This is a genomic window from Zhihengliuella salsuginis (assembly GCF_014651715.1).
Lineage (GTDB): Bacteria > Actinomycetota > Actinomycetes > Actinomycetales > Micrococcaceae > Zhihengliuella > Zhihengliuella salsuginis.
In genome coordinates, this window is record NZ_BMXK01000002.1 from 215,807 (window position 1) to 238,185 (window position 22,379).

General features: G+C 69.3%; 18 protein-coding genes, 2 tRNA genes and 1 other RNA gene. 10 read left to right on the forward strand and 11 right to left on the reverse strand.

Annotated elements, in window-relative coordinates:
- The first annotated feature begins 71 nt into the window (after nucleotides 1–71).
- The 3 genes from IE069_RS03075 to IE069_RS03085 are packed head-to-tail and all read left to right on the forward strand — an operon-like array spanning nucleotide 72 to nucleotide 3,688.
- Nucleotides 72–1,400: an acetyl-CoA C-acetyltransferase gene (locus tag IE069_RS03075; protein WP_189348648.1), complete on the forward strand. Its 1,329-nt coding sequence runs from the start codon at nucleotides 72–74 to the stop codon at nucleotides 1,398–1,400.
- Nucleotides 1,401–2,738, forward strand: a complete 1,338-nt coding sequence (locus IE069_RS03080) for a 3-oxoacyl-ACP reductase (RefSeq protein ID WP_189348649.1) — start codon at nucleotides 1,401–1,403, stop codon at nucleotides 2,736–2,738.
- Between the two features lie 5 nt (nucleotides 2,739–2,743).
- Nucleotides 2,744–3,688: a MaoC/PaaZ C-terminal domain-containing protein gene (locus IE069_RS03085; protein ID WP_189348650.1), complete on the forward strand. Its 945-nt coding sequence runs from the start codon at nucleotides 2,744–2,746 to the stop codon at nucleotides 3,686–3,688.
- 1 nt (nucleotide 3,689) lies between these two features.
- Here IE069_RS03085 and IE069_RS03090 read toward each other — a convergent pair whose 3' ends face one another.
- Nucleotides 3,690–4,976 carry a glycosyltransferase gene (locus IE069_RS03090; RefSeq protein WP_189348651.1) on the reverse strand — a complete coding sequence of 429 codons (1,287 nt, stop codon included), beginning with the start codon at nucleotides 4,974–4,976 and terminating at the stop codon, nucleotides 3,690–3,692.
- A gap of 124 nt (nucleotides 4,977–5,100) precedes the next feature.
- Nucleotides 5,101–6,246, reverse strand: coding sequence for a non-hydrolyzing UDP-N-acetylglucosamine 2-epimerase (gene wecB / locus IE069_RS03095; RefSeq protein ID WP_189348652.1), 1,146 nt, complete (start codon nucleotides 6,244–6,246; stop codon nucleotides 5,101–5,103).
- 383 nt (nucleotides 6,247–6,629) lie between these two features.
- On the opposite strand from wecB, the gene wecC reads away from it, so the two are divergent.
- On the forward strand, nucleotides 6,630–7,862 hold the full coding sequence (wecC, locus tag IE069_RS03100; protein ID WP_189348653.1) for a UDP-N-acetyl-D-mannosamine dehydrogenase: 1,233 nt from the start codon (nucleotides 6,630–6,632) through the stop codon (nucleotides 7,860–7,862).
- A 134-nt stretch (nucleotides 7,863–7,996) separates the two neighbouring features.
- On the opposite strand, the gene IE069_RS03105 is transcribed toward wecC, so the two are convergent.
- Together IE069_RS03105 and IE069_RS03110 are read right to left on the reverse strand one after the other, a co-directional pair.
- A complete protein-coding gene (locus IE069_RS03105) occupies nucleotides 7,997–8,827 on the reverse strand; it encodes a serine hydrolase domain-containing protein (RefSeq protein ID WP_189348654.1) in 831 nt (276 codons plus the stop codon).
- Nucleotides 8,824–9,639, reverse strand: a complete 816-nt coding sequence (locus IE069_RS03110; protein WP_189348655.1) for a YaaA family protein — start codon at nucleotides 9,637–9,639, stop codon at nucleotides 8,824–8,826. The genes IE069_RS03105 and IE069_RS03110 overlap by 4 nt, the downstream gene beginning before the upstream one ends.
- Before the next feature lie 105 nt (nucleotides 9,640–9,744).
- Here IE069_RS03110 and rnpB point away from each other — a divergent pair.
- An RNA gene (gene rnpB / locus IE069_RS03115) (RNase P RNA component class A) lies at nucleotides 9,745–10,117 on the forward strand.
- Between the two features lie 208 nt (nucleotides 10,118–10,325).
- On the forward strand, nucleotides 10,326–11,789 hold the full coding sequence (locus tag IE069_RS03120) for a glyceraldehyde-3-phosphate dehydrogenase (protein WP_229790907.1): 1,464 nt from the start codon (nucleotides 10,326–10,328) through the stop codon (nucleotides 11,787–11,789).
- Between the two features lie 61 nt (nucleotides 11,790–11,850).
- On the opposite strand, the gene def is transcribed toward IE069_RS03120, so the two are convergent.
- The 4 genes from def to IE069_RS03140 all read right to left on the reverse strand — a co-directional run bounded on the left by def (nucleotide 11,851) and on the right by IE069_RS03140 (nucleotide 13,628).
- Nucleotides 11,851–12,423: a peptide deformylase gene (gene def, locus IE069_RS03125; protein ID WP_189348657.1), complete on the reverse strand. Its 573-nt coding sequence runs from the start codon at nucleotides 12,421–12,423 to the stop codon at nucleotides 11,851–11,853.
- 63 nt (nucleotides 12,424–12,486) lie between these two features.
- Nucleotides 12,487–12,559 (reverse strand) — tRNA-His (locus tag IE069_RS03130).
- Nucleotides 12,560–12,735: 176 nt separating this feature from the next.
- Complete coding sequence (gene orn / locus IE069_RS03135) at nucleotides 12,736–13,371, reverse strand: oligoribonuclease (protein ID WP_189348658.1); 636 nt, start codon at nucleotides 13,369–13,371, stop codon at nucleotides 12,736–12,738.
- A gap of 23 nt (nucleotides 13,372–13,394) precedes the next feature.
- Nucleotides 13,395–13,628 (reverse strand): hypothetical protein, encoded by a 234-nt coding sequence (locus IE069_RS03140; protein WP_189348659.1) that lies wholly within the window; start codon nucleotides 13,626–13,628, stop codon nucleotides 13,395–13,397.
- A 202-nt stretch (nucleotides 13,629–13,830) separates the two neighbouring features.
- On the opposite strand from IE069_RS03140, the gene mptB (IE069_RS03145) reads away from it, so the two are divergent.
- On the forward strand, nucleotides 13,831–15,360 hold the full coding sequence (mptB, locus tag IE069_RS03145; RefSeq protein WP_229790908.1) for a polyprenol phosphomannose-dependent alpha 1,6 mannosyltransferase MptB: 1,530 nt from the start codon (nucleotides 13,831–13,833) through the stop codon (nucleotides 15,358–15,360).
- A gap of 1 nt (nucleotide 15,361) precedes the next feature.
- A complete protein-coding gene (gene mptB / locus IE069_RS03150) occupies nucleotides 15,362–17,005 on the forward strand; it encodes a polyprenol phosphomannose-dependent alpha 1,6 mannosyltransferase MptB (RefSeq protein WP_189348660.1) in 1,644 nt (547 codons plus the stop codon).
- 69 nt (nucleotides 17,006–17,074) lie between these two features.
- Here mptB (IE069_RS03150) and IE069_RS03155 read toward each other — a convergent pair whose 3' ends face one another.
- The 3 genes from IE069_RS03155 to IE069_RS03165 form a co-directional block, all read right to left on the reverse strand.
- On the reverse strand, nucleotides 17,075–17,704 hold the full coding sequence (locus tag IE069_RS03155; RefSeq protein WP_189348661.1) for a uracil-DNA glycosylase family protein: 630 nt from the start codon (nucleotides 17,702–17,704) through the stop codon (nucleotides 17,075–17,077).
- Nucleotides 17,705–17,948: 244 nt separating this feature from the next.
- Entirely contained in the window at nucleotides 17,949–19,016 is a 1,068-nt protein-coding gene (locus IE069_RS03160) for an MFS transporter (RefSeq protein WP_189348662.1), read from the reverse strand.
- 526 nt (nucleotides 19,017–19,542) lie between these two features.
- Nucleotides 19,543–19,616: transfer RNA gene (locus IE069_RS03165), tRNA-Arg, on the reverse strand.
- Nucleotides 19,617–19,850: 234 nt separating this feature from the next.
- On the opposite strand from IE069_RS03165, the gene IE069_RS03170 reads away from it, so the two are divergent.
- Together IE069_RS03170 and ettA are read left to right on the forward strand one after the other, a co-directional pair.
- On the forward strand, nucleotides 19,851–20,477 hold the full coding sequence (locus tag IE069_RS03170; protein ID WP_189348663.1) for a single-stranded DNA-binding protein: 627 nt from the start codon (nucleotides 19,851–19,853) through the stop codon (nucleotides 20,475–20,477).
- Nucleotides 20,478–20,579: 102 nt separating this feature from the next.
- Nucleotides 20,580–22,262, forward strand: coding sequence for an energy-dependent translational throttle protein EttA (gene ettA / locus IE069_RS03175; protein WP_189348664.1), 1,683 nt, complete (start codon nucleotides 20,580–20,582; stop codon nucleotides 22,260–22,262).
- The last annotated feature ends 117 nt before the right edge of the window (nucleotides 22,263–22,379 follow it).

Below are 22,379 nucleotides of genomic sequence, written 5' to 3' on the forward strand. Positions count from 1 at the left end.
CAGGTAAGCTCGGTCACAGTGGTGCGGAGCACACATTCGATCCGCACCGAGGACCGATTCCAGGAGGAACCATGGCCACTTCCACGTCGTCAGCCGCTTCGCCGAGCCAGGCATCGCAGGGCGTCCGCCCCGTCGTCGTCATCGGCGGCAACCGCATCCCGTTCGCGCGTTCGAACGGCGCCTACGCGGACGCCTCGAACCAGGACATGCTCACCGCCGCCCTCGACGGCCTGGTGGCGCGCTTCGGCCTGCAGGGCCAGCGGATCGGCGCGGTCGCCGCCGGTGCGGTGCTCAAGCACTCGCGCGACTTCAACCTCGTGCGCGAGTCCGTTCTCGGGACCGCACTGGACCCGACGACGCCGGCGTACGACGTGCAGATGGCCTGCGCGACCGGCATGGAGGCCATCGGCTCCCTGGCCAACAAGATCAAGCTCGGGCAGCTCGACTCGGCCATCGGCGGGGGCGTCGACACGACGTCCGACGCGCCGATCGCCGTCAGCGAGGGCCTGCGCCGGGTCCTGCTCGAACTGGCGCGGGCGCGCACGCCGAAGCAGCGCCTGGCGGCCCTGTCCAAGTTCCGCCCGAAGGACCTCGCGCCGCACGCCCCCGGCACCGGCGAACCGCGCACGGGGCTGTCGATGGGCGAGCACCAGGCGCTGACGACCGCCGCGTGGGGCGTCTCCCGCGAGGCGCAGGACGAGCTGGCCCTGAAGAGCCACCACAACCTCGCCGCCGCCTACGAACGCAACTTCTTCGACGACCTCATCACCGAGTACCGGGGTGTCGGCCGCGACAACAACCTGCGCCCCTCCACCACGCTGGAGAAACTCGGCAGTCTCAAGCCGGCCTTCGGGCGGGACCTCGGCGACAAGGCGACCATGACGGCCGGCAACTCGACGCCGCTGACCGACGGCGCGTCCTCGGTCCTCCTCGGCTCCGAGGAGTTCGCCCGCGCCAACGACCTGCCGATGCTGGCGAACTTCGTCGACTTCGAGGCCGCCTCGGTCGACTTCGTGCGCGGCAAGGAGGGGCTGCTCATGGCTCCCGCCTACGCGGTCCCGCGGCTCCTCGCCCGCCAGGGGCTGACGCTGCAGGACTTCGACTTCTACGAGATCCACGAGGCGTTCGCGGGAACGGTCCTGTCCACCCTGGCCGCGTGGGAGGACGAGGATTTCTGCCGGAACAAGCTCGGCCTGGACGCCCCGCTCGGCTCGATCGACCGGTCCAAGCTCAACGTCGCCGGCTCGTCGCTCGCCGCCGGGCACCCGTTCGCCGCCACGGGCGGGCGCATCGTCGCCACCCTGGCCAAGCTGCTGCACGAGAAGGGCTCGGGCCGCGGCCTGATCTCCGTCTGCGCGGCCGGCGGCCAGGGCGTCGTCGCCGTTCTGGAGGCACGCTAGATGACCAACCAGTACCAGAAACTCGTCAACACGGGGCTGACCAAGAAGATCGCCAAGCAGCTCGGGCTGCCGCGCCCGGCCGTCCTGCGCCGCCACGCGGCGGGGGCGCCGCTCGTCCCCGGACCCGTGGTGGTCCTCGGCGACGGGGCGTCCGCGCAGCCGACCGCCGACCTCCTGCTCGGCTGGGGCCTCGACGTCCTGCGGCACCTGCCGCCGGGGCGCATGGTGGGCGCCGTCGTCGTCGCGTACGACGACGTGGCCCGCCCGGGCGACCTCGCCGACGTCGCGCTGAACCTCGGCCCCGCCGTGAAGTCCCTGGTGCCCGGGGGGCGAGTGGTCTCCATCTCGCGGCCCGCGGGCGACGGGAAGGACCCCGAGCTGGCCGCCGCCCGGCAGGGCGTCGACGGCCTGATGCGCTCGCTGGGGCGCGAACTGCGCGGCGGAGCGACGGCCAACGGCCTGCTGCTCGCCGAGGGCGTCGACATGGGCGCCCCCTCGGCGCAGGCCGCCCTGCGCTTCCTCCTCTCGGGTCGGAGCGCCTACGTCGACGGCCAGTTCCTCGAGGTCTCCGACGGGCGCGGGAAGCTCCCGGAGGACTGGGAGAAGCCGCTGGCCGGCAAGGTCGCCGTCGTGACCGGCGCCGCCCGCGGCATCGGCGCGTCGATCGCGGCGACGCTCGCCCGCGACGGCGCCACGGTGGTCGCCGTCGACGTCCCCGCGGCCGGCAGCGCGCTCGCGCGCGTCGCCAACGACGTGCGCGGCACGGCGCTGCAGCTCGACGTCACCCGGGCGGACGCCGGGCACCTGATCATCGAGCACGCGACCCAGCGCCACGGCCGGCTCGACATCGTCGTCCACAACGCCGGGATCACGCGCGACAAGCTGCTCGCCAACATGGACGAGGGGCGGTGGAAGTCGGTGATCGCCGTGAACACCGAGTCGCAGCTGCGCATGAACCAGGCGTTCCTCGCAGCCGGACTGCCCGGGCTGCGCGTCGTCTCCCTCGCCTCCACAAGCGGTATCGCCGGCAACCGCGGGCAGACCAACTACGCGGCCTCCAAGGGCGGGGTGATGGGGATGGTCCGCGCCTCCTCGGCGGCCTTCGCCGACATCGACGGCGGCATCAACGCCGTGGCGCCGGGCTTCATCGAGACCGAGATGACCGCCCGGGTCCCGGTGGCGACCCGCGCCGTCGCGCGCATGGTCATGCCGTCGCTGATGCAGGGCGGCCTGCCCGTCGACGTGGCCGAGGCGATCTCGTTCCTCGCCTCCGATGCGGCCGCCGGCGTCAACGGCGAGACGCTGCGCGTCTGCGGCCAGAGCCTGATCGGCAGGTGAGGCGGATGAGTGGAACGGCCGAACGCCGCTGCATCGACCTGCCGGAGGTCCCCGCGCTCGGCGGGATCTACGCGGCCGCGGTCAAGAAGACCGCCGCCAGCCGGATCGGCGGAGTGCTCCCCGGCGGCGGACGGCGCCGGGGAGCGGACGACGACGGCCGGTGGCAGCTGCCCGCCGTCGAGCACCGGGTCCGCCGCCTGCGCGTCGACACCGGACGGCTGACCCGCTACCAGCGGCTCATGGGCGACACGGTGCGCGAGGACCTGCCGTCGGTCTTCGTGCACGGGCTCGCGTTCCCGGTCGCCATGAGCGTCATGGTGGACGACGGGTTCCCGCTGCCCCTGCTGGGCATGGTGCACCTGTCCAACCGCGTCGAGCATCTGCGGCGCATCCGCCCCGGCGAGGAGCTCTCGGTGCGCGCGTGGGCCGAGGACCTGCGTCCGCACTTCGCCGGCGCCCAGGTCGACGTCGTCGCCGAGGTCGGCGCCGGGGGAGAGGCCGTCTGGCGGGGCGTGTCGACCTACCTGGCCAAGGGGGTCGACCTGCCCGGGCGGACGCGGCCGGAGCGCCCGGAGAAGCCGGTCTTCACGGCCCCGACGCGCACCGGCCAGTGGCGCCTGGCCGCCGACACCGGCCGCGCCTACGCGGGCGTGCTCGGCGACTGGAACCCCATCCACCTGACCAGCCTGTCGGCCCGGGCGCTGGGCATGAAGCGGCACATCGCGCACGGCATGTACCTCGCCGGGCGGGCGCTGGCGGGCGCAGCCCCGCGTGAGGGCGGCTACGAGTGGGGCATCGAGTTCGCGTCCCCCGTGTTCCTGCCCGGAACCGTGGACTTCTCGGTGGCGGACGCGGAGGGCGGGGCAGATCCCTACGGCACCGTGGCCTTCACGGGGTGGCGGCGCGGCGCCTCGCGCGAGCACTTCTCCGGGTACGTCGCACCCCGGTGAGCTAGTGGTGGCAGGGGCTGAAGCCGAGCAGGCCGAGATCCCGGACCGCGTGCGAGCGGTACAGCGAGAGCATCGTGCGTGCGGCCTGGTTCCAGTCGAACCGGTCCGCATGCACGGCCGCCTGCCGGCCCCACTGCTCGAGGACGTCGCGGCGCGCGCCGAGGGTCAGGAGCGCCTGGGCCCACGCCTCGGGCGTCTGCCCGACGACGTGCCGGCCCGTCACGCCGTCGTGCACGATGTGGCGCAGCCCGCCGACCAGATTCGCCAGCACGGGCGTCCCGCAGGCCTGGGCCTCGGCGGCGACCAGCCCGAACGACTCGCTGTAGGACGGGACCGCCACGACGTCGGCGCCGCGGAACCAGGCCGCGAGCTCGGCCGGCGGCATGGGCTCGAGGAGCCGTGCAGTGACCGGGCCGCAGGCCGAGGGGAGCAGCCGTTCGAGGTCCAGCTCGTCCGGCCCGGAGTGCTGGCCGATCAGGACGGCCTCGCAGCGCGCCGCCGGGTCGAGCACGCCCACGCGCTTCAGCGCCTGCAGCAGGATGTGCGGCCCCTTGAGGTGCTGGATGCGCCCGGCGAAGACGATGCGCAACGGCCGCGACGACGCAGTCGCCCCCGCTGCCGGTTCCAGCCACCGGGCGGGGCCCTCGGTGCGGAAGACCGACCGTTCCACGCCCGGCGGTATCACGGCGATCGACGACGGCGAGGCGCCGTAGAGGTCGCGCAGCTCCTGGCACTCCGTCGGCGTGTTCGCGGTGAGGACGTCGGCTTCCGCCGCGAGCCGGTCCTCGGCCTCCAGCCGGGCCCGGGGTTCGACGGCCGTCGGGTCCTCGCGGAGCTTGACCCGGGCGAGCGTGTGCATCGTGTGAACGAGGGGGACGGACCATTCCGCGCTCAGTTGGAGGCCGGCGAGACCGGAGACCCAGTAGTGGCTGTGGACCGCGTCGGGTGCCGCCGTGTCAGCGTAGTGGCGGGCGACGGCCGCGGCGAGTTCCGGGACGAACTCCGCCAGGTCGTTCTTGGTGGCCGCGGCCGGGCCGGCCGGGAGGTGGTAGACCGTGACCCCCGGCGCCGGTTCGACGGCGTGGGCGGGCTCCGTCTCCGGGACCCGCGTGAAGACGTCGACCTCGACGCCCAGACGGGCGACGTGCCGGCACAGCTGGCGGACGTAGACGTTCATGCCTCCGGCGTCGCCGCCTCCGGGCTGGGTCAACGGCGAGGTGTGCAGGGAGAGCACGGCGATGCGCCGGACGTCCATCCGGTGTCCGTCAGGGGTGTCTTCGCCTGGCACTGCTGGCCTCCTCGCCTCGTCGCATCGACTCGCGCCATTTTCTCACGGCTTCTGAACCGGCCAGGCCGAACAAGCCCTGAGCCTTGTAAGCTTGCGCACAAGGCTCAGGGCTTGTTGTGATCGTCTACTGTTCGAATTCGGCGATGCGCTCGCCAACACCGAGGAGCTGGGCGACGGCGGCGACCGTGCGTTCCGCGGCGCGTCCGTCGCCGTAGGGATTCACGGCGTTGGCCATCGCGGTGTAGTGCTCGTCGTCGTGCAGCAGTTCGGAGACCTCGGAGTAGATCCGCTCCTCATCGGTGCCGATCAGGACGACGGTGCCGGCGCTGACGGCCTCGGGGCGCTCCGTGTTCTCGCGCATGACCAGGACGGGCTTGCCGAGGCTCGGCGCCTCCTCCTGGACGCCGCCGGAATCGGTGAGGACGATGGTCGAGACGGAGAGCATGCGCGTGAACTCGCCGTAGGCCAGAGGCTCGGTGACGATCACGTTGTCGAGGCCCTCGAGCGCCGGCAGGACCGCTTCGCGGACGACGGGGTTCTTGTGGGCCGGCAGCACGATGGTCAGGTCCGGCTCCGCCTTGGCGATGCGGGCCAGGGCGCGGCCGACGCCCTCCATGGCTCCGCCCTGGTTCTCGCGGCGGTGGGTCGTGACCAGCAGGACCTTGCTGCCGGAGGCGGCGAGCTCCTCGAGCTGCGGGTCCGAGAACGGCACCTGCTTGTCGACGGTGGTCAGCAGGGCGTCGATGACGGTGTTTCCGGTGACCACGATGTCGTCGCCGTTGGTGTTCTCCGTCAGGAGGTTCTGCTTGCTCACCGAGGTCGGGGCGAGGTGCAGGCTCGCGATCTGGGAGGTCATCTTCCGGTTCGCCTCCTCGGGGAACGGGGAGAGGATGTTGAAGCTGCGCAGTCCGGCCTCGGCGTGGACGACCGGGATGCCGTGGTAGAAGGCGGCGATGGCCCCGGCGGTCGACGTCGTCGTGTCGCCCTGGACGATCACGGCGGCGGGCTTGTTCTCCCGGAAGATGGCGTCGAGGCCGTCGATGGTGCGGGTCATCACGCCGTTGAGGCTCTGGTTCGGGCGCATGATGTTCAGGTCGACGTCCGGCGCGATGTCGAAGAGCTCGTTGACCTGGTCCAGCATCTCGCGGTGCTGGCCGGTGACGACGACCCGGCTGTCGAACAGGTCCGAAGCCTCGAGGGCCTTGACGATCGGGGCCATCTTGATGGCTTCCGGACGGGTGCCATAGATGGGCATGATCACTGGTCGCATAGTGGTGCTTTTTCCCCTTGGTGTCAGGTCGTTTCGCTCGTTCGAGGTATTCGGCACCACTGTACCAACGGTGGCGGGGATTCTTTGAAGGGCGCTGCCGGGCGATATCCGCCGATTATTAAGGGTTCGTGATCTACGTCGCGGCGGACGGTGCCCGCGGGGACTGTCTCCGAGTCCGCGCCCGCGCGGGGCCGCATCGGACGCGAGCTGGCGCAGTGTTAGGATTTTGTCCGCGGAGTGGCGGACGGCTCGCGATTTCGCATCTACGCGTATCTTCGGTTCACGGGCCGCCAGCGGTGCCGTGCGGTGAATCAATTCGACCCTTCCGGGTGGTTCGCTCCGACCAATCGACAGCAAGACAGAGAACAGGTGAGGAAGCCTCTATGGCGGAAATCAAGACCGTCGCGGTCATCGGGTTGGGCTACATCGGCCTGCCCACCGCCGCGATTCTGGCCACGAACGGTGTCGACGTCGTCGGCGTCGACGTCAACCCGAAGACCGTCGAAGCGGTGAGCCGAGGCGAGGTTCCCTTCGTCGAGCCGGATCTGGGCGGCCACGTCTCGAGGGCCGTGTCGGAGGGGACGCTGACGGCCTCCCTGGAGACGCCGAAGGCCGACGCCTACATCGTCGCCGTGCCGACCCCGTTCAACGATGACAAGACCGCTGATCTGTCCTACATCGAGGCCGCCGGCTCCGCCATCGCGCCCCAGCTCGTCGGCGACGAGCTGATCATCCTCGAGTCGACGTCCCCTCCCGGCGCGACCCAGCACCTCGCGGACCACATCCTCGGCCTGCGCGAGGACCTGACGATCGACAATCTGCGCGTCGCCCACTGCCCGGAGCGCGTCCTGCCGGGCCGGGTCATGGTCGAGCTGGTCACCAACGACCGCATCGTCGGCGGCATCACCCCGGCCGCGGCCGAGGCCGCCCGCGACCTCTACCAGACGTTCTGCGAGGGCGAGATCCTGCTGACGGACGCCACCACCGCGGAGATGGCCAAGCTGGTCGAGAACTCCTTCCGCGACGTGAACATCGCGTTCGCCAACGAGCTCTCCGTCATCTCGGACAAGCTGGGCATCAACGTGTGGGAGCTCATCGAGCTCGCCAACCACCACCCGCGCGTCAACATCCTGCAGCCGGGCCCCGGCGTCGGCGGCCACTGCATCGCCGTCGACCCGTGGTTCATCGTCTCGAGCGCTCCGGAGGAGGCCAAGCTGATCCACCAGGCGCGCGTGACCAACGACAGCAAGCCGGGCTGGGTCATCGAGCAGGTCGAGAAGGCCGTCGCCCAGGTGGACGGCACCCCGAAGGTGGCCGTGCTCGGCCTCGCGTTCAAGGCGAACATCGACGACCTGCGCGAGTCCCCGGCGATCTCGATCGCCCAGCGCCTGGGCGCCGAGTTCGGCGATGCCCGGTTCCTCATCGTCGAGCCGCACATCGACGAGATGCCGAAGCAGCTCTCCGGCCTCGCGAACGCCGAGCTGGTCTCCACCGACGACGCCATCGAGCAGGCGGACATCGTCCTGCTGCTGGTCGACCACGCGCAGTTCAAGTCGATCGACCGGTCGGCCCTCGCCGGCAAGGCCGTGATCGACACCCGCGGCATGTGGCGCTGATCCAGCCGGTTCATCCTGCGACAACGCCCGAGGGGTTCACCCGATCAGCTGATCGGGTGAACCCCTCGGACGTTTGATCTGCAGCACGACGCCGTCACGCGCCGGCGCTGTGGATCACCGCGCGCCCGGCTGATTCAGCTCAGGGCCTGGACCACACCCGTGGAGAACGGCGGCCAGGCGTCGACGGCCCACGTCCCGAAGTCGCGGTCGGCCAGCGCGATGCAGGCGACCTTCAGCTCCGGGTCGACCCACAGGAACGTGCCGGACTGCCCGAAATGCCCGAACGTCGCCGCGGAATTCAGTGCGGACGTCCAGTGCGGGGTCTTGTTCGCCTTGATCTCGAAGCCCAGACCCCAGGCGTTGTCCTGCTGCCGGCCATACCCGGGCAGGATCCCCGCCAGCCCGGTGAACTGCACGCTCGCCGCCTCGGCGAGGGTCTGGGGCGCGGCGAGGCGCGGCGCCATGAGCTCGGCCGCAAACTTCTCCAGATCCTCGACCGTGGAGACGGCACCGGCGGCGGGGGAGCCCTCGAGCGACGTCGAGGACATCCCGAGCGGCTGCAGGACGGCCTCGTCGAGGTACTGGGCGAACGTCATGCCCGTCTCCGTCTCGAGCGTCTCGCCGAGCACCTCGAACCCCGCGTTCGAATAGATGCGCCGGGTCCGCGGTGCCGCCTTGATATCGCGGCTGCCGAAGTCGTAGCCCGCAGTGTGCGCCAGCAGGTCGTGCACCGTGGCCCCCTCGGGGCCGGCCGGCTGCTCCAGCTCGAGCGCGCCCTCCTCGAGGGCCAGCAGCGCGGCATACGCCGAGAGCAGCTTCGTCACCGAGGCCAGCCGAAAGCGCCGGGTGACATCGCCCGCCGACCCCAACCGGGTGCCGTCGTCGCCCACGACCGCGGCCGCCGCGTTGTCGACGGGCCAGTCGGCGATCGCCCCGAGGGCGGTGGAAACAGTCTGGTCGGTCATGGGGTCCCTTCCGAGGTGCGCGCGAACGAGTGGTCCTCCGGCAGCACGATGGTCAGCTGGTGGGGCTTGCGCGCGGTGCCGGGCGTGAGCTCAGCCTCCCAGCGTTCCCGGGCGGCCGCAAGCAGCTCATCGGGCGTGGCCGGTGCGGGGCCGGGCCGGGTCAGCAGGTGCCGGATGAGTTGGCCGCGCGTGTGCTTGGCGAAGTGCGAGACCACCTTGCGCTGTCCGTTGCGGACCTGCACGACGCCGGCTGTCACCGAGGTGCCGGCGGGCGGCGCCCACGCGGCGGCGTACGTGCTGGAACGGCAGTCGATGACCAGCTTGTCAGCGGCGCGCTCGTCCAGCACGGGCTTGAGTCGCGGCTTCCACCACGAGGCGAGGCGGCCGATCGGCGCGCCGGCGGGTGCCGGGAGCTTGACCGACATCGAGAGGCGGTAGGCGGGAATGGCGTCCGCGAACCCCACGGCGCCCCAGAGGGCGCTGACGACGACGATCGACTCGTCCGCGGCCCGGCGCGCGGCGGGGGAGAGGACCTCGTAGCCGAGCGCCTCGTAGAGCACGCCCGTGTAGATCGTGTGGGCCGGCGCCGCCGGCTCGTTGTCGAGGCGCCGGTTGCGCTCGAGCTCGTGCGCCAGGGACTCGCCGACGCCGAGGACGGAGTGGGCGTCGTCGCCGCCCGAGGCCTCGGCGAGGGCCGCCATCATCGTCAGACGGGCGTCGGTGAGCGCGCTGAACGAGAGGTTCTCGGCGTGAAAAGGAGTCTGCGTCGCGGCCGGTTGTTTGCCTTCGGAAGGCGGGAGGAGGATGAGCACGCCTAGCATCGTATCGGGCGCGCGGGGCGCCAGCGATTCGCCGGGCACGCGCGGCACGCGGCGTCGTCGTGCACCCCCATGGCCGGGTTAGACTGGAAGCTTGGACGGGACAACTGGACGATCGCGCGCCGCCTGAGGCGGCTCGAGGAACGTCCGGGCTCCACAGGACAGGGTGGTGGGTAACGCCCACTCGGGGTAACCCGCAGGCCAGTGCCACAGAAAACAGACCGCCCGCCGTTCGCGGCGGGTCAGGGTGAAACGGTGGTGTAAGAGACCACCAGCGGCCCAGGCGACTGGGTCGGCTCGGTAAACCCCACCCGGAGCAAGGCCAGACAGGCTGTGCATGAGGCGGTCCGCCCCAGCAGCCGGGTAGGCCGCTCGAGCGCACCGGCAACGGTGCGCCTAGATGGATGATCGTCACCTGCCAGTCGGGCAACCGCGGCAGGCACAAAACCCGGCGTACAGGTTGTCCCGTCCACACCATCTCCCTGCGCCGCCCCGGATTGTGATGATCCTCACGACTTGTGGTCCCCCAGCCGCCGGCGGGCCACATATGATGGACGGTGAGGAGCAATGAGGCTCCATCGGGGAAAGATCCTGACACCCCGCGAACCGTATCTGCAATGGTGCTTACACGGTGCCAGCCGGCCAGCGGATCCACGGCCGGTGCGAAGGAAGGACATTTAGTGACCCAGCAGTCTGCAGCGGCCCTCTCCGAGTGGAGCGGACGCGAAGAACTCGCCGAGGCCATGATCCCGCTCATCGGGCGTCTCTACCGCAAGAACAACGTGGTGACCTCCATCTACGGGCGCAAGCTGATCAACAAGTCGGCCGTCGACATTCTCAAGGCCCACCGCATCGCCCGCCACAACGACGGCAGGGAGCTCCCGCTAGAGGAGACGTATCCGCTGCTGCTGGCCATCGACGGCCTCAATCTGGGTGCCTCGTCGATCGACCTCGCCAAGCTGACACGGAAGTACAAGGAGACCGGCGACGGCGCCGAGCTCTCCGACTTCCTGAAGGCCGAGTTCGGAGACATCGTCGGTTCCGCCGGCGCCTCCGAGGCGGAGCCGCGCGACGTCGTCCTCTACGGATTCGGCCGCATCGGCCGCCTGCTGGCCCGCATCCTGATCGAGCGCGGCGGCTACGGCCTGCGGCTGCGCGCCATCGTGGTGCGCAAGGGCTCGGAGACGGATCTGGTCAAGCGCGCGTCGCTGCTGCGCCGCGACTCCGTCCACGGCCCGTTCGACGGGTCCATCACCGTGGACAAGGAGAACAACACGATCCAGGCGAACGGCACCCTGATCAAGGTCATCTACTCGTCCGACCCGTCCGCGGTCGACTACACCGAGTACGGCATCGACAACGCGATCGTCGTCGACAACACGGGCAAGTGGCGCGACCGCGAGGGCCTCGAGCAGCATCTGCAGTCCAAGGGCGTCGCCCGGGTCCTGCTGACGGCACCGGGCAAGGGCGACGTGAAGAACATCGTGCACGGGATCAACCACGGCGACATCACCGACGACGACAAGGTCGTCTCCGCGGCATCCTGCACGACGAACGCCATCACCCCCGTGCTGAAGGCCCTCAACGACGAGTACGGCGTCGTCCACGGGCACGTCGAGACGGTCCACTCGTTCACCAACGACCAGAACCTGATCGACAACTTCCACAAGGGCGACCGTCGCGGCCGCTCCGCCGCACTGAACATGGTGCTGACCGAGACGGGGGCGGCCAAGGCCGTCTCCACGGCGCTGCCCGAATTCGAGGGCAAGCTCACCGGCAACGCCATCCGCGTCCCCACGCCGGACGTCTCCATGGCCATCCTGAACCTGAACCTGGAGAAGGACGCGACCAAGGAGGACGTCAACACCTACCTCCGCCAGACGTCGCTGAACAGCGCGCTGCACAAGCAGATCGACTACATCGACTCGCCCGAGGTCGTCTCGACGGACTTCATCGGTTCGCGCCGCGCCGGAATCGTCGACGGCCTGGCCACGATCGCCAACGGCAAGAACGCCGTCGTCTACGTCTGGTACGACAACGAGTTCGGCTACTCCTGCCAGGTGATCCGCGTCGTCGAGGAACTCGCCGGCACCCACCCGAGGGCCTTCCCGGTCGTCGACGCGGAAGTCGCCGTCGCACTGTAGGGCGCAGCACGGGGCCGGGTTTCGATCGAGATGATCGGGACCCGGCCTCTGCCGTACCCGGCTAGTGGCCGAACGGGTCCGGATCCACGCCCGGCAGCCACGTGTTGCCGGCGACGCCCCAGTCGAGCTGCTTCTTGGCCTTCTTCCAGCGCCGGCCCCACTTCTCGTTGAGCTTGTCGACGTAGAGGAACCCGTCCAGGTGGTCGTACTCGTGCTGCATGACGCGCGCGAACCAGCCGGTGGCCTCGAAGGACAGGGGCTTCCCGTCGCCGTCGAAGCCCTCGACGCGGGCGTACTCCGCGCGCTTGAGGGGGAACGAGAGGCCCGGTGCCGACAGGCAGCCCTCGGCTTCCTCGTCCGGGTCCGGCTGCGCGCCCGAGACCTTCGACAGGGTCAGCCGCGGGTTGACGACGACGCCGCGCGCCGGGACGCCGTCCTCGTTGGGGAACTCGTAGGTGAAGAGGCGCAGGCCGATTCCTACCTGCGGGGCGGCCAGGCCGACGCCGTTGGCCTCGTCCTGGGTGTCGAACATGTCCTGGATGAGGGCGCGGAGCCCGGAGTCGAACTCGGCGACCTCCTGCGCGCGGTGGTGCAGAACGTCGTCGCCGTAGATCACGATCGGTCGAACGGCCATGGGTCTCCTCCTCGGCGGGCAAAAAACAAGCCGCCCCGGTGGTGACCGGGGCGGCTTCTTCGGGGTGAGTAACGGGGCTTGAACCCGCGACCTTCTGGACCACAACCAGACGCTCTGCCGACTGAGCTATACCCACCATTGCGGCTCCTGCGCGTGCATCCGAAACCGAAGTCTACGTCTGCAGTGCTGGGGCGCTGTGCAAGTCCGGCGTGAGGTTTTCGCCTCCCGCCGTCCGGGCAACGCACACCATCTTACACACATTCACGCCTCGACGGCCTAATCGGAAGAGTGTGAGGTGCGCCACACCCGGGGTTAGGTCGTGGAGGAGCTGTTGTCGCCGCCGTTCTCGGCCACGATCGCGCGGGAGATCTTCTGGGCGGTTTTGCTGTCGGGGCCGGGTGCCGGCACCATGACGGCCTGGCGGTAGTAGCGCAGCTCCTGGATCGAATCGCGGATGTCGCCGAGGGCGCGGTGCCCGCCCGTTTTGGCCGGGGCCTGGAAGAAGGCCTTCGGGTACCACCGCCGGGCGAGCTCCTTGATCGTGGAGACGTCGATGATCCTGTAGTGCAGGTGCTCGATGATCTCCGGCATGTCGCGCGCGAGGAAGTTCCGGTCCGTGCCCACGGTGTTGCCCGCCAGTTGGGCCTTGTTCGGTTCCGGTACCCACTCGCGGATGTACGCCATCACCCGGCTCGTGGCGTCCTCCATCGACGTGCCGTCGGCGAGGACCTCGAGCAGGCCCGAGTCGGTGTGCATGCTCCGGACGAAGTCGCCCATCTGGGCCAGGGCCTCGTCCGATGGTCTGATGACGACGTCGACCCCGTCGCCGAGGATGTTCAGTTCAGGATCGGTCACGAGCGCGGCGACCTCGATGAGCGCGTCGGCTCCGAGGTCGAGTCCGGTCATCTCGCAATCGATCCACACGATGTTCTCTGCAGAAATAGGCACGGTCCCAATCTACCTCCCGCAGGCTACCGGCGGCGTCTGGACCGCGCGGCGGGAAGCGAGACGAGCCAGAGGAGCGCGAAGGCGACGGCCGTCGTCGCACTGGCTGCCACGGATTCCCCCAGCGACAGACCGAGGCGCGGTCCGGCGATGCCGATGACGAGCGCGGCGAAGAGCCCCCAGCCCAGCAGGGCGTGGACGCCCGCGGGGCGGGACGGGCGGCGCGTGCCGTCCGGGGTGCTTGAGGCGTGGCGGCCCATGACGCTCCTGACAAGGCGGAAACCGGATACGACCAGCATAGGCTCCGGGGGTGCCCGACGTGACGCAGGCGAAGCCGACGGCGGGTGGTTCCTCCCCGGGGATCGGTGCGCCGATGTTAGGATCTAGGGCATTGATTAACCCCGCGTGCGCCCGAAATGCGCGGCCGCAGGATCCGAACCGTCCCGACTCGAAGGAACGTGCGTGAACGTGACCGAACCCGGCACTGCCGACCGGACTGCGTTGCCGAAGCTGACCCGCACAATGGTCCAGGGGAGCATCGGATCGATCCTCGTCGTCGCCGGTTCGCTCGGCATCGGGTGGCTGGCCTCCGTCTCGCCGCTCAACCGGATGCCGCTGCTGATCTCGCTGCGCACCGAGTCGTGGGGCGTCATCGCCTCGACGGCGGCCATGACGATCGGCTGCTGGATCATGTTCCGCGCGTGGCTGCGGCTCGGGCAGAAGCTGCGCGGCTGGCCCGAGGGGTCGCTGGCCGCCGTTCGCCGCGCCTGCTGGGCGTGGGGGCTGCCGCTGCTCGCCTGCGTGCCCATCTTCAGCCGCGACGTCTTCGCCTACATCGGCCAGGGGCGGCTCGTGGAGGCCGGGCACGACCCCTACCAGCAGGGCATCTCGACCATTTCGAACTGGTTCCAGCTCGGCACCGACACGATGTGGTCCGAGTCGACCACGCCGTACGGACCGCTGTTCCTGAACGTCGAGCATCTCGTGATGATGATCGCCGGCGACAACCCAGACCTCGCGATCATCCTGTTCCGGCTCGCGGCCTACGCCGGCGTCGTGCTCTGCATGGTCTACACGCCGAAGCTCGCGGCGCTGCACGGCGTCTCCGGGGCGAAGGCCACGTGGATCACCGTTGCGAACCCGCTCTTTTTGATCTCGTTCATCGCGAGCGCCCACAACGACGCGCTCATGGTGGGGCTCGCGGTCGCCGGCACGTACTTCGCGGCGACGGGCCGCGGCATCCGCGGCGTTCTGCTGATCACGGCGTCGATCGGCATCAAGCCGATCACCATGGTCCTGCTGCCGTTCATCGGCCTCCTGTGGGCCGGCCCCGGCGCGTCGTGGCTGCGCAGGTTCGTCTACTGGGCCTACACCGCCGCCATCGGGCTCGGGCTGATGGTGGTCATCGGCTACGTCAACGGGTACGGCCTGGGCTGGCTGACCGTGATGCTCACGACCGGCACGGGGTACAGCGTCTATTCGCCGATCGGCATCCTCATCAACTTCCTGCACGGCACGCTGGGCCCGCTCGGTCTCGAAACCTCCTGGGTGCTGCCCACGCTGAAACTCATCGGCCGCCTGGCCTCGGTCGCGATCGTGCTGCTGCTGATGTTCAAGGGCAGCCACGGGCACATCGTCCAGCGGATGGTCCTGGCATTCGCCGCGCTGGTGGTCCTCTCCCCGGTCATCCACCCCTGGTACCTGCTGTGGCTGCTGCCGTTCTTCGCGGCCTCCGGCATCCGGGACGACTGGCAGACCATCTGGGTCTACTTCACGGTGGCGTTCTTCATCGCCTACGGCGTCGCCGACCAGCTCTTCGTCTGGCAGTTCCTGGGCGATATCAAGCCCCTTCTGCAGCAGCTGGCGACGTTCATCTCCTGGGCTTTCATGGCCTACCTCGCGTTCTTCGACCCGAAGACGCGGCTGATCTTCGTCGAGTTCTGGAAGACGCTGAGGCTGCCCCGCCGGTTCCGCTTCGGGAAGGCGGGCTAGCGTGGCGCGCCTCCCCGCCCCGACGGACCCGTCCCAGCCGCCCCAGGTCCCGTTTCCGGGCCTGACCGGGGGGCTGGAATCACTACGACGACGGCTGTCCCGTCTGCCGATCCTCCGCCACCTCACCGGTGGTCCCGAAGCGGACGTCCACGTCGTCCTCGCCCAGGGGCTCCTGGCCGGCATCATGATCCTCGTCGGCTCGTGGGGGGTGGGCTGGCTCGCGACCAGTCAGGAGTCGATCTTCGCCCGGGCGGCCACGCTCAACATGCTGCGGGCCGAGACGTGGGTCGTCCTCGTCTGCTCCCTGCTCCTGGCGCTCGGCTCGATGCTCCTGTGCCGCGCCTGGCTGCGCCTGGGGCAGCGCATCATGGCCGGTCAGGCCGGCATGGTCGCCGTGCGCCGCGCGGTGCTCTCCTGGTCGGCGCCGATGCTGTTGAGCTTTCCGATCTACAGCCGCGACGTGTACTCCTACCTCGCGCAGGGGCGGTTGATGCACCAGGGGCTGAACCCGTACGAGAACTGGGTGTCGCAGCTCCCCGGGTGGTACGCCGAAGGCGCGGACAGCCTCTGGTCCGAGTCGCCGTCGCCGTACGGCCCGCTGTTCCTGCTGTTCGCCCGTGCCACCTACTTCGTCACCGGGGGCGTGCCGGAGTGGGGCGTGCTGATCCTGCGGGTTCTGGCGGTGGCCGGCGTCCTCGCCTGCCTCTATGCCCTTCCGCGACTCGCTGCGGCCCACGGCACGGACCCCGGCTGGGCCACGTGGGTGTGCATCGCCAACCCGTTCTTCCTGGTCACGATGGTCGCCGGCGTCCACAACGACGCCGTCATGATCGGCGGGCTGCTGCTCGGTTTCCTCTGCGTCGCCCGCGGACAGCGGGTCCTCGGCGTCGTCTGGGTCTCGGTGGCGATCGCCATCAAGCCCATCGTCGTGCTGGCCCTGCCCTTCGTGGGGCTCGCCATGCTCCGTGCCCGCGACAGCAGGGACTCGGCGGCAGTGACCCTCTGGCAGAAGATGCGCGTCTGGATACTCACCGGCGGCGTCGCAGCCGCGACGCTCGCCCTCATCGGCGGTGCCACCGGGCTCTGGTTCGGGTGGATCACGGCGATGGCCACCGCCGGATCGGCCGCCTTCCCCTATGCGCCCATCGGCCTGCTCGGGCTGCTGATCGGGTGGATCGCCTCGCTGTTCGGCGCGGACACCATGACCGTGGCGGGCGGCGTCTTCTCCTTCTTCCGTTACCTCGCGGTGGCCCTCGCCTTCTGGTGGGCGTTCCGGCGCCCCGCGCACGAGGCCCTGCTGTCCTGCGGGCTCGCCCTGGCAGCTGCAGTCTTCCTCGCCCCGATCATCCAGCCGTGGTACCTGCTGTGGCTCGCGCCGCTGTTCGCGGCGTACCGGCAGTACGGGGGACGCCTTGCCCGCCTCTGGTACGCGTTGAGCATGGTGCTGGTCCTGCTCGTCGTCATCGAGCAGGTGAGCGTGGCGCAGTGGATCAACCAGCTCCTGGTGCAGGTGATCGCCGCGCTGGGCGGCGTCGTCTACCTGGCCTACATCATGCTGGTCGACCCGAAGACCGCCCGGCTCTTCGCGCCGCTGAGCAGTCACATCGTCAAGCGACGGCACGTGGGGGAGCGGCGGTTGCCGTGAGAAACGCGTACGGCCGCTGCAGCTGGACAGCTGCAGCGGCCGTAGACGCGTTCGTCCCAGGCGGCGGGACTAGCGCGGGATGGCGATACCCGTCCTCGCCATGGAGTCCTGATACGCGTTGCGGATCTCCTCGAGGTTGGCGTGCTGGCGCTCCGGCGCTCCGGCGAACGCCCGGCCGCCGAATGACTTGACCTTGTAGACCTTGAAACCGCGACGCCAGAGAAGCGGGTTCTCCGTCTTCAGCAGCAGGTCCGCGAGCCGGTGCGCCTCCGTGCCGTGGGCGACGAGCACGGACGTCCGTTCGACGACCTTGAGCATCCGCAGCAGCGGCTTGAGCCCGCTGCGGATCTGCGGCGGCTGGAGGCGGCCGTTGGGCTCATTGGGGGCGTGCCAGGGGTACACGTTCCACGGGATCACGTACTCCGGGCGAAGTCCCAGCTGCCAATGCAGGCCGAGCTGGCGGGTGACTGCTTCCGAGTCCCCGGCCGTGATGAGGCCGGACGCGTCGGCCACGCCGACGTTCGAGTAGAGGGAGACGATCTTCGCCTGGTCCACATCATGAACGGGATCCACGTAGCTCACCGAGAAGTCGGGGCGCAGAGCTGCCGTCTCATCGAGAATGCGGTTGACAGGAGCGATGTGCTCCTCGTAACGACGGTCCCACAACGGGGTCGATGTTTCCGTGGCAACAGCTGTCATGAAGGGGCGACACTCCTTGGCGATTTTTGGGCGCGTTGACTGCACGCAGAACGTTGGCGTTGAAACTGATAGGAGGGCTCCGGCTGCGACCTGCTGGGTCGGCCCGGAAACCTTCAGAGCGCGGCGTATCGCCGCGGGACCTTCCAAGGTTACCAATGTATGAACGGAAATTGGACGCCGCGATGAAATCAGTCGGTGAGAGACTTCCCACCCGTGCCCGCGTTGCCGCTGTGCGGCGCAGCGGCTACGAGCCCGACACGGTCTCCCGGGTCGGGCGTGCCGCCCGCGGAATCGCGAGCAGGGACACGGCCAGCAGGCCTGCCACCACGTAGAGGGCGTTGAGTACGCCCCAGTGCTCGCCGAGCAGGCCAAGGGCCGGGGGGCCGACGAGGAACGCGAAGTATCCGCAGATGGCCACCGCGCTCACGCGTTCGGTGGCATGGGTGGGGTGGTCCGCTGCCAGGGTGATGCCGATGGGGAACCCGAGGGATCCGCCGACGCCCCACAGCAGGGCGCCGATGACGACGAGCCAGAAGCTCTCGGCGAGAATGAACAACATCAGTCCGGAGAGGCCGAAGAAGGCGAGACAGGTCAGGCTCTTGGCGCGTCCGAACCGGTCGATGATCGGGCCGCCGAGCATCCGCCCGATCGTCATGGCCGTGACGAAGGCCCCGAAGACGAGTGCCCCGGTCTCCTGGGACAGGCCGTGGCCGTCGACGGTCCCCAGAGCGATCCAGTCGTTGGCGGCGCCCTCGGTCAGCGTCATGCCGACGACGAGGAGGCCGATGAAGGCCAGCCGGGGGTCGCGCAGCAGACTGACCAATCGCGCCAGCCGCTCCGGACCGGTCTGCTTCGTCTGCGGTTCCCGGTCCACGGAGGGCAGGCGTGGAATGAAGCGCACGACGCCGGCGGAGGCGATTGCGACGGAAGAGCCGACGACGGCCAGATGCGCCGAGATCGGTATTCCGGCCGCGGCCGCTCCGGCCCCGCCGAGGGCTCCGGCGATGGTTCCGAGGCTGAAGAAGGCGTGGAGCAGCGGCATGAGCGTTTTGCGGACGCTGCGCTCCAGCTCGGCGCCCTCGACGTTCATGATGACGTCGGTGATGCTGAAAGCGAAGCTCTGGCCGACGAGTGCGGCAGTCGCCAGTGCGAACGTGCTGTGGCTCTCCGTGGCCACCCCCAGGACCGCCGTCATGGCGGCCATGCCGAGCAGGCCGTAGAGCATGCCGCGGCGGGCACCGAGCAGCCGCTGGAACAACGGTGCCAGCGTCAAGCCGACGATCGCACCGGCGGCGCCCCCGAAGAGGAGCATTCCTACATCACCGGTGGTGAGGCCGAGGTTGTCGCGGGCGGCCGGAATACGAGAAACCCACGAGGCCGTCGCGAAGCCGCAGAGGGCGAAAACCGCTAGAACCGCGTTTCGCCAGGAGGCTGGTCCCGCGGTGGGAGGTGTCGGAGGAGCCGGTGTCGATGGCGCAGTCGGCGGCGTCGTCGTCACGTGGTTCCTCCATCTATTCCGGGGTGTGCGGGGCGGGCGAGCTCCGTGCTTTGTTGCTCAGGCACCGGAAACTCTGTGCCACCAAGGATATACCGGGGAACTGGGGAAAAAGTGTGAAGAGGCTGAAGGGCCTGCGACTCGTCGCGGCCTCCGCTGTTTCGGCCAAGCAGGCGTCGACCCGGGTCATCGGGCGCCGAGGGCAGATTATTCCGCGGAAGTTTCTTATGGGTCCCGGCGGGGCTCGGCTCCCGGGTGCACGTGCGGCTGCGCGGCGGGGCGCTCAGAACTGGGTGAAGCCCCAGCCGGGACCGCGCGGGCGGGACCGGCTGGAGCTTCACCGTGCCCCCGGCGCGACTCGAACGCGCGACCGGCAGATTAGAAGGCTGCTGCTCTATCCAACTGAGCTACGGGGGCATGCGCTCAACAAGGCGCCGCAACCATTCTAGTCACCGGTACGGTGCGCACTGAAATGACCTCGGACCCGCTGTCCACAGCTGCGCCGCACGCACGGGTTGTCCACAGAGGACCCCGCGGGTGGAGACGGCGGGCCCCTCCCTTTCCAGACTGGTAGGACAGGCCGGGGCGGCACCGCACCATGTGGAACTCGCAGGCGCCGGTTGAGGAATCAACGGAGGAGTTGGAAGGGCAATGACGGATTTCGTCACGATCAAAGGCAACCTGGGTGCCGATCCCAAGTACTCGTCGAGGACCGGCGTTCCGGTCGCACGGTTCAACGTGGGGTCGACGGAGCGCCGGTTCAACCGGGCGAGCAGGGAGTGGGAGGACGGTCACACCAACTGGCACCGAATTGTCGTCTTCCGGGACCAGGCGAGGAACGTCGCCGTCTCGCTGGGCAAGGGCGCCGCCGTCGTCATCCACGGGCGCATCCGCAACCGGCGCGTCAACCAGGGGACCGACGCCGAGCCGAAATGGACGTATTTCTCGGAAATCGAGGCCGACCACGTCGGCGTGGACCTCACCCGCGGATACGTGAACTTCTTCCGTGGGGTGGCGGCCGAGCCGCCCTTGGGCGAGGGCGACGGCCAGCCCGGTCCCGTGTCCGCCCCGGCGGACCCGCCGCCCTCGGTTCCGGGGGATGGGAGCGGTGAAGCGGAGAGCGCGGGGCAGTCGCCGGACCCGGCTGCGTCGACGGGGGACTGGGGGACCGGTTTCGTGTCCCCGAGCAACGGGAGCGCACGAGACGCCGAGCTGGACGACGAGCAGGAGGACGGCGGCGACGGGCATGGCGACCTGGACGTCCGGCAGGCGGCCTGAACCCTCCGGGGTCTGGTCGCCGGCCGCCGGCGGCGGGACCCCGGCAGGGCCGCGCGGGGTCCCATTGTGAACAATGCCCGCGCACCGACTAGCCTTGGACGCATGGCGGAATTCATTTACACCATGTCCAAGGCCCGCAAGGCCGTTGGCGATAAGGTCATTCTCGACGACGTGAGCATGTCGTTCTTCCCCGGTGCCAAGATCGGCGTCGTCGGCCCGAACGGTGCCGGCAAGTCGACGATCCTGAAGATCATGGCCGGGCTGGACACGCCCTCGAACGGCGAGGCGCGACTGTCCCCGGGCTATTCTGTGGGCATTCTGCTCCAGGAACCGCCTCTCAACGAGGAGAAGACCGTCCTCGGCAACGTCCAGGAGGGTGTCGGCGAGATCTACGGGAAGATCACGCGCTACAACGAGATCTCCGAGGAGATGGCGAATCCCGACGCCGACTTCGACGCGCTCATGGAGGAGATGGGCAAGCTGCAGGAGGACATCGATGCAGCCGACGCGTGGGACCTCGACAACCAGCTCGAGCAGGCCATGGACGCCCTGCGCTGCCCGCCGGGCGACGCGGACGTCACGCACCTCTCCGGTGGTGAGCGTCGTCGTGTCGCGCTCTGCAAGCTCCTGCTGTCCAAACCGGATCTGCTGCTCCTCGACGAGCCGACCAACCACCTCGACGCCGAGTCCGTCCTGTGGCTCGAGCAGCACCTCGCGTCCTACCCGGGCGCCGTCCTGGCAGTGACCCACGACCGCTACTTCCTCGATCACGTCGCCGAGTGGATCTGCGAGGTCGACCGCGGCCGTCTTCACCCGTACGAGGGGAACTACTCCACGTACCTGGAGAAGAAGAAAGAGCGCATGGCCGTCCAGGGCAAGAAGGACGCCAAGCTCGCCAAGCGCCTGAGCGAGGAACTCGACTGGGTGCGCTCGAACTCCAAGGGCCGGCAGACCAAGTCCAAGGCCCGACTCAACCGGTACGAGGAGATGGCGGCCGAGGCGGAGCGCACCCGGAAGCTGGATCTCGAGGAAATCCAGATCCCGCCGGGGCCGCGCCTGGGCAACATCGTCATCGAGGCGAAGGACATCAAGAAGGGCTTCGGCGACCGCGTCCTCATCGACGACCTGTCCTTCACGCTGCCGCGCAACGGCATCGTCGGCGTGATCGGCCCGAACGGCGTCGGCAAGTCGACCCTCTTCAAGACCATCGTCGGGATGGAGGAACTGGACGACGGCGACCTCAAGGTCGGCGACACCGTCAAGACCTCCTATGTCGACCAGAACCGCACCGGCATCGACCCGGACAAGTCGCTGTGGGAAGTCGTCTCCGAGGGGCTCGACTACATCAAGGTGGGCAACGTCGAGATGCCGTCCCGCGCGTACGTCTCGGCCTTCGGCTTCAAAGGCCCGGACCAGCAGAAGCGCGCCGGCATCCTCTCGGGTGGCGAGCGCAACCGCTTGAACCTGGCCCTCACGCTCAAGCAGGGCGGCAACCTGCTGCTCCTCGATGAGCCGACCAACGACCTCGACGTCGAGACCCTCGGTTCCCTCGAGAACGCCCTCCTCGAGTTCCCGGGCTGCGCCGTGGTCGTCTCCCACGACCGCTGGTTCCTGGACCGTGTGGCCACCCACATCCTCTCGTACGAGGGCACCGAGGAGGACCCGGCCAACTGGTACTGGTTCGAGGGCAACTTCGAGTCCTACGAAGAGAACAAGATCGAGCGCCTGGGACCGGACGCGGCGAAGCCGCACCGCGTCACGCACCGCCGCCTGACCCGCGGCTAGGAGCATCGTTGGGCCGAGAGCCCGAAACCCGGGGCCGGGTCCGCACCCTCTGATTCCAGAGGCGCGGGCCCGGCCCCGAGGCGTTCACACCCGCTCAGCGGGCCGGAACGCGGCCTC